Annotated in this window: 14 protein-coding genes; 11 read left to right on the top strand and 3 right to left on the bottom strand. The window is 53.5% G+C overall.

Going from position 1 to position 13,393, the window contains the following annotated elements; genetic code table 11:
- Positions 1-7 precede the first annotated feature (7 nt).
- On the bottom strand, positions 8-886 hold the full coding sequence (locus DOLE_RS00870) for a radical SAM protein (RefSeq protein ID WP_012173602.1): 879 nt from the start codon (positions 884-886) through the stop codon (positions 8-10).
- 353 nt (positions 887-1,239) lie between these two features.
- On the opposite strand from DOLE_RS00870, the gene DOLE_RS00875 reads away from it, so the two are divergent.
- Positions 1,240-1,782 (top strand): FKBP-type peptidyl-prolyl cis-trans isomerase, encoded by a 543-nt coding sequence (locus tag DOLE_RS00875; protein WP_012173603.1) that lies wholly within the window; start codon positions 1,240-1,242, stop codon positions 1,780-1,782.
- Positions 1,783-1,874: 92 nt separating this feature from the next.
- Here DOLE_RS00875 and DOLE_RS00880 read toward each other — a convergent pair whose 3' ends face one another.
- Complete coding sequence (locus tag DOLE_RS00880) at positions 1,875-2,573, bottom strand: TetR/AcrR family transcriptional regulator (RefSeq protein WP_012173604.1); 699 nt, start codon at positions 2,571-2,573, stop codon at positions 1,875-1,877.
- A gap of 197 nt (positions 2,574-2,770) precedes the next feature.
- Here DOLE_RS00880 and DOLE_RS00885 point away from each other — a divergent pair, with 197 nt between their 5' ends.
- The 10 genes from DOLE_RS00885 to DOLE_RS00930 all read left to right on the top strand — a co-directional run bounded on the left by DOLE_RS00885 (position 2,771) and on the right by DOLE_RS00930 (position 12,183).
- The gene (locus DOLE_RS00885; protein ID WP_012173605.1) at positions 2,771-3,619 is read left to right on the top strand and encodes a 4Fe-4S binding protein; all 849 of its coding nucleotides are present in this window, start codon (positions 2,771-2,773) and stop codon (positions 3,617-3,619) included.
- Between the two features lie 21 nt (positions 3,620-3,640).
- On the top strand, positions 3,641-4,690 hold the full coding sequence (locus DOLE_RS00890) for a 4Fe-4S ferredoxin iron-sulfur-binding domain-containing protein (protein ID WP_012173606.1): 1,050 nt from the start codon (positions 3,641-3,643) through the stop codon (positions 4,688-4,690).
- Between the two features lie 11 nt (positions 4,691-4,701).
- Positions 4,702-5,532: a DUF169 domain-containing protein gene (locus tag DOLE_RS00895; protein WP_012173607.1), complete on the top strand. Its 831-nt coding sequence runs from the start codon at positions 4,702-4,704 to the stop codon at positions 5,530-5,532.
- Between the two features lie 29 nt (positions 5,533-5,561).
- Positions 5,562-6,083 (top strand): C-GCAxxG-C-C family protein, encoded by a 522-nt coding sequence (locus DOLE_RS00900; protein ID WP_012173608.1) that lies wholly within the window; start codon positions 5,562-5,564, stop codon positions 6,081-6,083.
- Positions 6,084-6,138: 55 nt separating this feature from the next.
- On the top strand, positions 6,139-6,534 hold the full coding sequence (locus DOLE_RS00905) for a RidA family protein (protein ID WP_012173609.1): 396 nt from the start codon (positions 6,139-6,141) through the stop codon (positions 6,532-6,534).
- 114 nt (positions 6,535-6,648) lie between these two features.
- Positions 6,649-7,716, top strand: a complete 1,068-nt coding sequence (locus DOLE_RS00910) for a 4Fe-4S dicluster domain-containing protein (protein WP_012173610.1) — start codon at positions 6,649-6,651, stop codon at positions 7,714-7,716.
- Positions 7,717-7,776: 60 nt separating this feature from the next.
- A complete protein-coding gene (locus DOLE_RS00915; RefSeq protein WP_153304322.1) occupies positions 7,777-8,778 on the top strand; it encodes an epoxyqueuosine reductase in 1,002 nt (333 codons plus the stop codon).
- Positions 8,779-9,039: 261 nt separating this feature from the next.
- Positions 9,040-10,200 (top strand): 4Fe-4S binding protein, encoded by a 1,161-nt coding sequence (locus tag DOLE_RS00920; protein ID WP_012173612.1) that lies wholly within the window; start codon positions 9,040-9,042, stop codon positions 10,198-10,200.
- Between the two features lie 146 nt (positions 10,201-10,346).
- Complete coding sequence (locus tag DOLE_RS16905; protein ID WP_012173613.1) at positions 10,347-11,354, top strand: TetR/AcrR family transcriptional regulator; 1,008 nt, start codon at positions 10,347-10,349, stop codon at positions 11,352-11,354.
- Positions 11,355-11,427: 73 nt separating this feature from the next.
- The gene (locus tag DOLE_RS00930) at positions 11,428-12,183 is read left to right on the top strand and encodes a DUF364 domain-containing protein (protein ID WP_012173614.1); all 756 of its coding nucleotides are present in this window, start codon (positions 11,428-11,430) and stop codon (positions 12,181-12,183) included.
- Between the two features lie 184 nt (positions 12,184-12,367).
- Here the strand turns inward: DOLE_RS00930 and DOLE_RS16910 are convergent, their stop codons facing one another.
- Positions 12,368-13,120, bottom strand: a complete 753-nt coding sequence (locus DOLE_RS16910) for a MerR family transcriptional regulator (RefSeq protein WP_012173615.1) — start codon at positions 13,118-13,120, stop codon at positions 12,368-12,370.
- Positions 13,121-13,393 lie beyond the last annotated feature (273 nt).

Consider the following 13,393-nt stretch of genomic DNA (forward strand, 5'->3'; position numbering starts at 1 on the left):
GGCAAAATCACAGCCCCCGCATGGCATCCGGCCGCAGCGCGTTCATGTTCCGGGATGTGAGCACGGCATTGACGGTCTGAAGCATGGCGGCCTTGTCTTTCTGGAGTTTTCCGCTGACAGGCAGGTAATTGGAGGCATGGGCGCCGACAAAGGTCAGGTTGTCGATGGTGATGTTTTCAAACATCACCTTCATCTCTTCTAATGTTTCAAAAGGATCGGGCAGCACAAATTTTCCGGATTCGACTTTTTTAAACAGGGCGGTGTGGGGCACCGGGGTATAGGTCAGGGCCGCCAGGTACCGGGGCTTCATCCGGTTGGTGATATCAGCGGTAAGGGCCGCGTGCCTTCTGGCCGGCTCCCCTGTTCCTGCAATACCCAGCAGCACCATGGACGACAGGTTGAAGCCGGCCTCCACCAGCCGTCTGCCCGCCTCCAGCATCTGGGCTGCGGTTACTCCCTTGTTGATATCCGTCAGCACCGCGTCATCACCGGACTCCACTCCCAGGTACGCCTTGGTCAGGCCCGCGCCCCTCAGGCGCGCAAGGTCGGCCATGCTTTTTTCCAAAGTGCTCTGGGGGCCCACATAGGTGCCCACGTGGCGAAGGGAGGCAAAGGTGTCGTACAGCGCCTTTAAAATGGCCAGCAGGGTTTCGGTCTCCATGCACACCGCGTCCCCGTCGCACAAAAAGACTTTTTCCACATCTCCGTAATGATTCCCGGCCATGCGAATATCTTCTAAAATCTCATCCGTAGACCGGACCCGGAACCGGCGGTCCTTGTACATGCCGCAAAAGGTGCACCCATTGTGCGAGCATCCGACGGTGCATTGTAAAAGATAACTGTTCGCCTCGGAAAAGGGCCTGTAAATCTGTCCTTCGTACCGCATGCGGTTCTCCTGAAATATGATGGCTTCGTAAAAAGCCCAATTGCCGCAAGGCGGCCGGCTGCGTTGCGCTGCACCCCTCGTCACTGCGGCGTACGACAAGTACGCCTCATTCCTCGGGATTTGCGACGCCTTGATCTTGAACTTTTTACTTTGCCATCCCAAATAGACTTTTTACGAGAACATTAAGTATGCGGACTAAAATAGACGGTTTTCGCGGTCAAGACAACCATTGGTCTATATATTTGGCATTCGGATTCGGCCCGGCCGGTCCTGGTTGCCCCTGTCTCCTTGACACCGGCGGTTTTGCTGTTAATATTACAGACCTTATCAATTTTAATCCAAAGGAGATTTTAATGACTACAGTTAAAAACGGCCTGTTCGTCAGTGTGAAGTATAAAGGGACCCTGGGAAACGGGGAGGTGTTTGATTCCAGCGAGGGCCGCCCGCCCCTGGAGGTACAGGTGGGTGCCGGGCAGGTGTTTGAGGGTTTCGAGGCGGCACTGATGGGCATGTCGTTGAATGAAAAGAAGACCTTTACCCTTGAGCCGGAGGAGGCCTGTGGACAGCGGAACGAAGACTATACCCAGACATTTTCACGGGACGAGGTGCCACCGGACGAGACCCCAGAGGAAGGCCAGGTCATCATTCTCAGTTCGCCGGAAGGCCAGGAAATTCCCGCCCGCATCGTTGAAGTAACGGATGAAAAAGTCGTTGTGGACCTGAACCATCCCCTTGCCGGAGAAACCCTGACATTTGAAGTTGAAGTTGTGGGCATCAGCGAAACAGCCACCCAGTCCTTTGCCGGCGGGTGCGGCTGTGACGATGACGGGTGTGGATGTGATGATGGCGGCGGGTGCGGATGCGATGGAGGCGGGTGTTCGTCTGATTTGGGATAGCCCGCAGATTTCACACGTTGATTTGGCTGCGGCTGGCTTTAGCGCTTTCTAAAAACAAAAAAGGCCTCGGGAGATATGGTCCGGGGCCTTTTTTATTTGCCGGTATCCAGGGCGGATTCAGAGGATTGGCGCACCGCGGTTTCCAGCACCGGCAGAAAGATAAAAAACAGGGTCTCTTTAACCCACTGCAGGTAGTCCCGGCTCTGGCTGGGAAACCCCATGATTTGGGCTTCTATGGAACCGGCGCCCAGAAAATGAAGAATCAGGGCGTTGAGGCTGCTTAAAAACCGGCTGACATCTCCGGTTGCAAACAGGTTTGGAAATATGGCTTCAAAATCCCGGCGGGTGTCGGCCAGAAAACCGGTCAGGTGGTGATAGCCGGGCAAGGTGGCCGGATTCTCGTGGGAGAGGTTGTTGATAATGATGCGAAGCACGGCGGGCTGTTTTTGAAAATATTCGATGAATCTGTCCAAATAGGTGGAAAGCGCTTTTTCCGGCGGGAAGGTTGATATTTCCACCAGCCACTCTTTGTTGGCCTGGACAAGGGACCGGCAGGCATCTTCCATCACCGCTTCAAAGATGCCGGCCTTGCTGGGAAAATGGTACCGGATAAGGCCGTGGTAAAAATCGCCCTGGGTGGCGATCATGCGGATGCTGGCGGCATTGTAAGGGTGGGCGGCAAATATCTGTCTGGCAGCGGCCAGTATCATTTTCCGGGTATCATCTCCCTTTTTCCCGGGCACGGTGTTTTTGGCCGGTTTTTTCTGGCCGGGGCCTATCGTTTTTTTCATATTATAAACAATCAATTAAACATTCTGGTTAGACGATTGTGTAGATTTTTGCTTGACTTTAGTGTCAGCTTGCCTGATCTTATTTACACGATCGTGCAAAGTCAACACGTTTATTCAGTCAGCCGATGACATGCATCGAAATATCTTTCGCCGGCCGGAATACATGAAGGAAGACAACAACCATTCAGGAGCCCGCCATGATAACCGCGGAAACCATTAAAAAGACAATCACGGAAAGCGGCGTCGACCTGGTGGCCGTGGCCGATGCGCAAAACCTGGTGCCGGCGTATCCGCCGCGACCGGCCACGGCCCTGATGCCCACGGCCAGGAGTGTCATCGTCATGGCGGTGGCCCACAGCCTGGGCGCGGTTTACGCACCGGATATCATGCTCTGGACGCGCAACAAGATGCAGACGTCACGGATTCTGGATGAGGTTGCCGAGAAAATCGGACGCATGCTGGAAGCCGAAGGCTTTCTAACCCTGCCGGTATCGGCTGACAAGCCGGTGGAAATTCACAAGATCGACCCGCAAACCGGGAAAAAGTTTCCCCAGACCAGGGTGGTCGGCCATCTTTCCTTAAAGCACGCCGCGGTCAGTTGCGGACTGGGGGAAATCGGCGCCAACAACCTGCTGCTGACACCTGAGTTCGGACCGCACCAGCGGCTGGGCGGCATTATCACCGAAGCACCCCTTGCGTTCGATCCGCCGAAAACCATGAATCTCTGTAAAAAATGCGGGGCCTGCCGGAAAGCCTGCCCTTCCGGAGCGCTTACGGATAAAGGCTATGATGTGGACCCCTGCTTCAACTACTGGGCCTACGGGTTTAAACGCCGCTTCCCTCAAAAGCTCCGGGAGATTCCGGGGTTCTTAAAAATGCTGGCCAGACACAACAAACGGCGGGACATGCTGATAGAGACGGGCCAGACGTATATAACGGATGTGGACAATTGCATTGAATGCATGCGGGTCTGCCCAATCGGCAGCCACTGGAAGCATATCCGGCCGGATCATATGAGCGCTCAGCAATCCTTTGGAACAGAATGATACCGAATGGAGGCATCAATTATGAAATTTGAAGAACCGATACGCGAGTTTCTGGCCGAACGCGGAGCCCTGCGGGTGGGGTTTTGCACCCGGGAAACCCTGGCCGGGGGCCCGCCCAGCGCGGACCTGACCTATGTCTTGCCCTCGGCCCGGTCGGCCGTGACATTCGCGCTGCCCCTGGACCGCGATATCATGCGCCAGTGCCTGGCCAAAAAAAGCCAGTTCGCCTTTGAGCAGCACAACATCGACGTCAACCTGAAGGCCGGCAGAATCGCCAAAGAGCTGGCCCTGTGGCTGGAGGAAAAAGGATACAAATCCGTACGGATCCACGCCAATAATGTCTATCGCAAGGATGAGCCCAACTGGCAGCTGGCCATGCGGCCGGATGTCTCCCACCGCTACCTGGCGGTGCGTTCCGGTGTGGGCTCCTTTGGCTGGTCGGGCAACGTGGGCATTAAGGGATACGGCAGCGCCATCATCCTGGGAAGCGTGGTCACGGAACTGGCACTTGAGCCCACGCCGCCCCTGCCGCCGGAAGAGGGTTTCTGCGACCGGTGCAAACTCTGCGTGGCATCGTGTCCATCGGGCATGTTCCACGACTCCCGGGAAACCTCGGTGACCCTGGGCGGACAAACCTTTTCGTACAGCGAACGCATCAGCTACCTGCCCTGCCAGCTGGTGTGCGGCGGGTTTACCGGTTTGTCTAAAAACAAAAAATGGTCCACCTGGTCACCGGGACGGTACGTCATTCCTGACCCGGCCGATGAAAACAGCCAGATGGAAACTCTGGTGCGGGCCGTGGGCAACTACACAAAATGGCCCCGTCGAAGCGATGGCGACGGCGGCTTTGAAAACAATGCCTTTGGCGGGCTCAACATCCGTCTGACCTGCGGCAACTGCCAGATGGTCTGCCGGGGCGACCGGGAAGAAACAAAAGAAAACTATCGCCTGTTGACCACCTCCGGGTGCGTGATTCAGCGGGAGGACGGAACCATCGAGGTGCTTGGCGCCGAAGACGCGGCCCGGGAGTTTGAGCGCATGCCCCCGGAACACACCACTCTTTACCGATAAAGGAGAAGCAAATGACCCTGACCGACTTTCAACAACTGGGAAAAGAATTATACGAAAAACTCCATCTGCCCACCTATCCCGTGGCCATCACCTACATCAAAAGCGAGGATGAAATTCCCGCCAAGGCCATGCGGCCCTCGGCCATGGGCCAGAAGATGTGCATCTGCCAGACCTTTACCTATGCCCGCTCCTGGGGCGCCCATGTGGCCATCACGGCTGAGGAAAATTTCTGTGTTCCCGGTTCAGCCGGGCATAAATGGGTGGATGTGACCGACGAGGAGTTTATCGAAAGCCAGGTCACCCAGGGCTGGCATAAAAGCCGGGAAGCGGAAATCAACCGCATCAACGGCTACAACATGCTGTTTGCCGGACCGGAGGGCCAGGCCCGGCTGGCCAGGGCAAAAGCACGGATCGGTCTGGTGGCCTCCCCCCTGCACCAGGCCCTGATGGTGCCGGACACGGTGCTGGTATTCGGCAACGGGGTGCATATCACGCACATCATTCAGGCCCTCTGTTACGACTACAAGGCCCCGATCATGTCCGTGTTTGAAGGGTTCGGCGAATCCTGCATGATGGGGGGCATGATTCCGTTTTTGACCGGACAGCCCCAGATCGTCATTCCCGGTATGGGGGACCGGGCCTTTGCCGGCATCACACCGGATGAGATCGGCATCGGCATTCCTGCGGCAAAGTTTCCGGTCGTCCTGGAAGACCTGTTTAAAACCGGCGGTCCCATGAACATCGGCATGCCGTTTAAAACCATGATTCCCACCAACCTGACCGAGGACATCACACCGGGTTTTGCGTATCTGAAAAAAATCGTGGACGAAAAAAGCCGATAGCATAAAATAACAGAACAAAAGGGGGCAGCATGGCAGCATCAAGAGAGCAGGTCCTGGAAACCGCCTTTAACGCGGCCAAGCAGTATGAGATGAAAAGCGGCGGGTGTCCCCAATGTACACTGGCCGGTATTTTTGACGCCCTTGAGGTTCAAAACGATGATGTTTTCAGGGCCGCCACAGGCCTGGCCGACGGAGTCGGCCTGACCGGAGAAGGCCACTGCGGAGCGATCTCCGGCGGCGTCCTGGCCATCGGCTATCTTTTTGGCAGGAAGAAAAAAGATTTCGGCGACATGTTCAAGCTGGTGGAAGCCAACCTGCTTTCCAAAAAACTGCTGGACCGGTTTATGGAAAAATACGGCACCTGCAGATGCGCTGATTTGCAGACCGCGTTTTTCGGCCGGTTCTTCAATCTGCTTGACCCGAATGATCTGAATGCCGCCATGGAAGCGGGCATGCTGGAGAGGTGCTCCACGCTGGCCGGAGAAGTGGCCCGCATGACCACGGAGATCATCCTTGAAGCGCGGGAAAAAAAGGAATTATCCACCAAATAGAGCCCCATCAGAAAAAAGGGTGGGAAATGAACACCTGTAAAATGAAGGAGATAAAATGAGTGGAACAAAGCATCTGATCAACCCGCCAGGCACCGAAGGGATTTATAAGTCAATGCAGTTTTCCCAGGCCGTTAAATCCGGCAACACGATTTATGTATCCGGCCAGGTGGGGGTTGACGAAAATTTTAAGCCCGGATCAGGCATTGAAGAACAGGCCAACCTTGCGTTTTTAAACCTTCAACATGTTCTGGCAGAAGCCGGCGCGACCCTTGAAGATATTGTGGAGCTGGTCACATACCACACGTCCATGAAGGACATTCTGGGGTTTTCAAAAGTAAAAGCCAAATTTATTCCCAAAGATTATCCTGCCTGGACCGCCGTTGGCGTGACAGAACTTGTTCTGCCGGACCTTCTTGTAGAGATAAGAGCCACAGCGGTTATATCCGGTTGAGGATATTGGGTATAGCCGGGTCATCAAATCCCGGCAAAAGCAGAAATTTTGTTGAAGGGAATTAATAAGTGTCCATCCATCCATCTATTATGAGGACACGAAAAAGGAGAAAAAATGACAAGAGACATCTACAGAGAACTTCAGGAGAGACTGGACCTTTTTTCCATTGGTTTTCCACCCGCACCGTCCGGTGTGGAGATTACGATTCTAAAGAGACTGTTTTCAGAAGAAGACGCCGACCTCTTCCTTAAATTAACGCCCCTTCTGACGCCGGCTGAAAAGATAGCAGAGACCCTGGGATTACTGGCAGACGAGGCCAGGACCCGGCTGGCGGATATGGCCGGCCGGGGCCTGCTGTTTTCCAAGACCAAGGGGGATACAACCCTTTACGCGGCAACGCCGTTTGTTCACGGTATCTTTGAATACCAGGTAAACCGGATGGACAAGGAACTGGCCGAACTGATGAATCAATACGGCATGGAAGCCCTGGGCCTTAATATGCTTCAGCACGGGGGCTCTTTTTTGCGGACCATTCCGGTGAACCAGGCACTGACCCCGGACAACCAGGTAGCCTCTTATGACGACGCCCTGGAAATTTTGAAGAGCAAGCGCACCATCGTGGTGACCGAGTGTATCTGCCGCAAAAAGCAGACCATCCTTGAAAATGCCTGCGGCAAAGTCGTAGAGGCCTGCTTTATGTTTGATACCATGGCCGAATATTACCTGGCCCATAACCTGGGCCGGCAGGTCACGGTTGATGAGGCCGTCGATATCCTGGGAAAAGCCCGGGAACAGGGGCTGGTCACCCAGCCGGCCACGGCCCAGAATCCGGACGGAATGTGCAACTGCTGCGGAGACTGCTGCGGGGTCCTGCAGGCCATCAATTTTCATCCCAAACCGGCGGAGGCTGTCAGTACCAACCATTATGCCGTTCTGGACCGGGACGCCTGCACCGGGTGCGAAACCTGTGTGGACCGGTGCCAGACCAACGCGCTGGCCATGGATGATGACGGGCTGGCCGTGCTGAACCCGGACCGGTGCATCGGCTGCGGCCTGTGTGTCATTACCTGCCCGTCGGAAGCCCTTAGCCTGCAGGCAAAATCTCCGGAACAACAGTACCAGCTTCCCAAAGACGGCATGGACCAGATGGTTGCATTGGCTCAGAAACGGGGTATTCTTTAACCGACAAACAGAGTTTCAAAAAATCCGGGAAAGTAATTCCTCATGACCATTCGCAGGAAAATGCAAGACAGGTACCGCAAGTTCCCCTGGCTTTCGGATTTCGCGGGCATGAAAAGCGCCATCGGCGAGATGCGCGGGCTCGGCTTTCCCAAACAGCCGCCATTGAACAGGGCAGTGACGTCGCCTGACCATGAGACGGTGTTTGACGAACAATGGTTTGTCAATGAGATAAAGCAGAAAATTGCCACCCATGCTGAAAATCGCCTGGAGTATCCCTATCCCACAGAACCCATATTTGATGAGCCTCTGGTGGGTTTTGTAAAAGGCGATGACCCGATCTTTCAGGAGCTGAAAACCGTTATTGGTCCCCATCATTACACACCCCGGGAGATCATGGCCTGGCAGGCGAAAAAGAACCATGTGCCGCCCCCGCCGGCAGAAGAGCTGTCCGTGGTCTCCTATGTCATGCCGATAACACGAGCGACAAAACAGCAGAACGCCAAACGCACCGATTGGCCGGCGGAGCGCTGGGCCCAGACACGGCTGTCCGGTGAGATATTCAGCCAGGAATTCACCCGGGAAATCGTCTCTTTCCTGATGAGCAGGGGCGTTCTTGCCATTGCGCCGGATGTAACCCCGTTGTTTAATAAAAAGCGCTATCCCAATGTGGGCTGGGCCTCGCCCTGGTCTCACCGGCATATTGCCTACGCGGCCGGCCTGGGAACCTTCGGCATGCACGATTTTCTGATTACGGAAAAGGGGTGCGCCCACCGGCTGGGCAGTTTCGTTGTGCACAGGCGGCTTGCGCCCAACCGCCGCCGGCCCGACGATATTCATGCCTACTGTCTTCAGTACCAGGGCAAACAGTGCCTTAAATGCGCCCGGCGGTGCCCGGTTGGCGCCATCAGCAAAGAAAACGCCCACAACAAGGAAACCTGCTATAAACATGTGGCGGCTTCCCTTAAATACTGCCTGAAGAACTACCATATTTTCATCTATGGCTGCGGCATCTGCGCCACCGGCGTTCCCTGCGAATCCGGCATACCGGTGAAACAGAAATAGTTCGGCTCTCCCCGAAGTAACTCACCCGTCATCAGCAATAATTATGGCTTTGCTGCCGGGGCTGTTTTGCGCGTGGCCGTTTGAGGCTGTTTGCGATCATGTTTGATGCAAGACGTCCCATTCCCCCTCCCGTTGTTTGATCGACGGCAAAGAAAAAATTCTTGACAAGCCCCAATTTGAACTGCATTATAGGCAGAATTTTTAGGACTGACTGGTCAGTCCTAATCGGGCAACAACTAAAAACCAATCAAGGAGAAAACAATGCCGAAAGCAGCAGATCCATATAAGAAACTAAATAATATATTGAATATGTTCGATTTAAAGGTCCCCAAATCCAGAAAATTTACAAAGCTGCTGAAACTGTTGTACACGCCGGAAGAGGCTGAACTTCTCGGGCATTTCGGAACCCCCTATATGCACATGGAGCCGATAGGAACAACAGTCAGAATTACCGGCAGAAACAAAGAAGATGTTGAAGCGCTTTTTGAGAATATGGTGAAAAAGGGAACGCTTTTTTTTCAAAAGGGGGACAATGGTGAACGCCTTTACAGTCTTCCTCCTTTTATTCCTGGTATCTACGAATTTTATACCATGAGTGAAAACGATCCGTTTGAGACAAAAAAGGATATTCTCAAACTGCTGGATGACTATTTTTTTGAAACCTTTGTGCCTGAAGCGTTTAATTCGTCAAATTATCCATGGTTCCGGGTGCTTCCCGCAGAGCACCCGGTAAAACGAACAATAAGTATTGAAAAGAGCGTGGACGCCAGAACCCGAATCCTTCCATTTGAGATCGCGTCTGAATATATAAGCTCAGCTCAGTATATTGCGGTTGGTGACTGTGCGTGCCGTGATCACGCTGCCATGCAGGACGGCAAACCCCGCTGCGACAAGCCAAAGGATGTCTGCCTTGTGTTTGAGAGCGTCGCTGAATACTGGGTTGAAAAAGGTATCGGCCGGCGCATCACCCATGAAGAAGCCGTGAATGTGCTTCAGCGCTCTGCAGAGGCGGGTCTTGTTCATTGCACCACAAACAACCGGGTGTTTGGAGAACGAATGTCCGGCATGATATGCAATTGCTGCCCGTGCTGCTGCTTTATCCTGCAGGGCGTTTTGCGAACACGCGGTCAACAGGGAATAGCAAAATCCAACTTTCAGCCTGTCATAAAAACCGAGGAATGCAATCTCTGCATGGCGTGTGTGGATAAGTGTCCGGTCAACGCCCTGTATCATCACAAACCCCACAAAGACGATGGTTCCGATAATTTTATCGCCTTAAACGAGTCTGAATGCCTGGGGTGCGGCGTGTGTGTCATGGCCTGTGACAATGAAGCCATTCAACTGGTGAAAGTCCGTGACACCGTTCCTGAGATAGATGTGCTTCATATGGGGGATCGTCACAACAAAGAGCGAAGGCATTGATACGCGTATTTTATGCAATTTTTATCCTCAAGGCGGTCATGACAGTTTGTGTTTTATATAAAAATTTACACCTGTCGAAAACTTTCATGACCTGTTCGGGCTGGAAACCCTTGACCTTTTATGGCGAAACGATAATGTAGTATCCCATGAGCAAAAAAAACGTCATTCTTGAAAAGTCCGGCGGCCGTAAGTTTGACCTGTACGCTGAAGTTGGAAAATACTTTTCATCTGCCGGACAGCTTGATGAAATCGCATTCAAGCAGGCGCTTCATGAAAAATTAAAAGCGCTGAAGGACGGCAACCCACCGGATGGCTTTATTCAACCGGCCACAGAGTGGCTGTCGGGTTACCTTAACGAGATCCTTAACTATCTTAGAGAGAAGGGCATTTCCGAACCCGCACTGAAGCTCTTTAAAATCGCCATAAACGAATCCTCCCTGTATGGCCTTGAAAACATTTCCGTATCTGTTGACTGCCTGCAGCATATTGTCAGTGAACTCCCGGAACCGCAGAAAACACCGGTAGAAAAGAAGGGGGCGGCCGATGAAATGCGGCAGCGGATTTTCGCGGCGGCCATTGATGTGTTTGCTGAAGACGGGTTTCACCGGGCCACAATAGATAAAGTCTCGGAAACCGCGGGAATAGGCAAAGGGTCTGTTTACCGCCATTTTAAAAGCAAAGAAGAGATCCTTGACGAACTGCTCCGAAAAGCATTTCAGGAAGTTGTAGAGCGTATCAGCACAATCACATCAAAGGATATTGATATCCTTCAGATGGTGCAGGAAATGATCGAGTCGTGGATACTTTTTATTTCCAATAACCACAAGCTCTACAGAATCATTCAGACGCAAGCCATGTACGGCCAGACCGGCAGAACCGTCATGTTTTATGATTATGTGATATCCCGCCTGCCGCTTTTTAAAGAGCGGCTGGTCTCCCTCAATCGGGACAAAGAGCTGAAAACAACAAACCTGTACACGGTTTTCTATGGGATCATGGGGTTCATTGACGGTGTTGTTCAGAAATGGTTTCGATGCGGCATGGACTACTCCCTGATCGATGAGGTACCCGTAATCCTGGAAGTCCTTTTCAACGGGTTTGTCGGTGAAAAAACCACCCGTACAGTCTTTTTCATCCCGCCGGAAAAGGATTAGCTCCTCTTGCCGACACTATGCACACGGCTTATTATGTGCCGTACCAGCGGGTGTTTAAACCCGGAGAGAACCCATGAAGATCAACGCAACGCTGTTTGAGCTGTTTGAAAAGAAGGCAAAGAAGACCACCGTCACCCATCTGTGCATGGGCCTGGGCTATACGGTGGTAACCACGTCAGACGGCGGCATCGGTATTGCCTATACCTTTTTTGAAAACAAGACCGCCTGCACGGTTCAAAAAAGTTATGAAAACCCGGAGGGGGCGCCTGCCATCGGCCTGGTGGAACATATTCTGTCCGACAGCCCGATTCTGCGCACCCAGGCCCTGGCCGCCATCAATGCGTTAAATTACAGCGCTGCCGCTTCCCTGGCGCAGGGGCCGGACAACGCGGACCTGCTGGCCCAGATGGGCGTGGAAAAGGGAACACATGTGGCCATGGTGGGGGCCTTTAAACCCCTGATCAAGGTGATTCGGGAAAAAGAGGCCGAACTGTCGCTGATGGACGCGGGCAAGGGAATCGGTGATGAACAGGACTTTTATGAAAAGCTGGGTACCTGGGCCGATGTGCTGATTCTTACCGCCACCACGCTGCTGAACAACACAACGGAAGCCGTTCTCGGCCATGCGGGCCCAGGCGTGCGTACCGTGCTGCTGGGACCCAGCACCCCCCTGGTCAAAGAGGCGTTTGCCGGCCTGCCTGTTGATTTTTTGGCAGGCACCGTTCCGATGGATGCGCAGGGTACGATTCAGGCCATTCGCCACGGCACAGGCACGCCGGTGATTCAGAGGTTTGGCAGAAAAGTGGTGATGGCGATGGGGGAGGGATAGCATTTAAGTTTTTGGGTGTGCAGGCCGGCTTTTGTATTTGCCGCACTGGTGTGCGGCGCTCCCGGGGCTCCATATCCCGAGGACATGATACGCGATTTCGGGTGTGGTGCTTCCGGGTGTGCAGGGGTGGCGAGCACGAGTACGGGCACGAGCACGAGCAGGGGCACGAGTAAGAGTGGGGGGGTTACAGGTTCAGGGAGTCTTTTATTTTTTTGCTGATCAGCCGTTTGTGAAGAATGGGGGAGATTTTGTGAAACAGGTCAAAGGAGCGGTTGGCATACTGGTTGACCTCCTCAATGGAGAGGTTGCCGCTTTGTATGTTGTTCATGAAGAGGGAGAGCTCCTTGTTGACCAGGGTTTCCAGGGTTTTGAAGTGCATGATGAAAAATTCGGTTGAAAACCCTTTTTCCCTGGTGAGATGGCTCCGTATCTGGGCCAGCAGCATGGCTACCTGAATGTTTTCCCGGTCAAACCGGTCGTTTCCGTCTTTTAAAAGAAAGCCGGCCTCCACGGCCGCGTCAAAGTCTTCAGTACTCAGGCCGGATGCGGCGACCAGTTCCGCCCGGGTCATGCCGGCCTCGTGATTGGGGGGGGCCACCTCGGACCAGGTACCCTCTTTTTCCTGGACCAGTTTTTCCACGATCTCCTGAATCATGTAGGGCGCGCGTTCGTGGCCCACCTCTTCAATGGCCTGCTTGATCACGTCCAGGGGCAGAAAATACTCTTTCTGAAGTTTTTTAACCAGGTTGACCAGGGCGATATAGCGCTCGTCATAGTAGGCCATGTTCTTGTGGGTTTTGTGCGGCTGGGGCAGCAGGCCCTGGTTGATGTAGTAGCGGATCGTGGCGCTGTTTACGCCCGTGGCTTCGGACAGCTCCTTCATCTTCATGACCCTGGGCGGGGGAGAAGCCTTTACTGTCTTGGGTTTTCTCGGCATAACAACAATCGTTCCTTGTCTTTTTCTGCTGGCGCCGGCCTGCCTGAAGTCAATATCGTCCGTCGCCTTTTTTCTGGCCCTCACACCCCGAAAACTGCGAACAATGCCTTTTTACTTTACAGTTTTACACGCAGGGTGTCAATCATTTTGTTAGGTTAAAAAAACAAATGTTTTTAGCTCGTTATTTGTGTTTCCATCGCTTTTGAACGGTCTGTGTGCCACGCCGGGAGACCGCCGTTCATGCCCATAAAAAAGCTTGACAAGAACATTTTG

Source organism: Desulfosudis oleivorans Hxd3, assembly GCF_000018405.1.
Classification (GTDB): Bacteria; Desulfobacterota; Desulfobacteria; order Desulfobacterales; family Desulfosudaceae; genus Desulfosudis; species Desulfosudis oleivorans.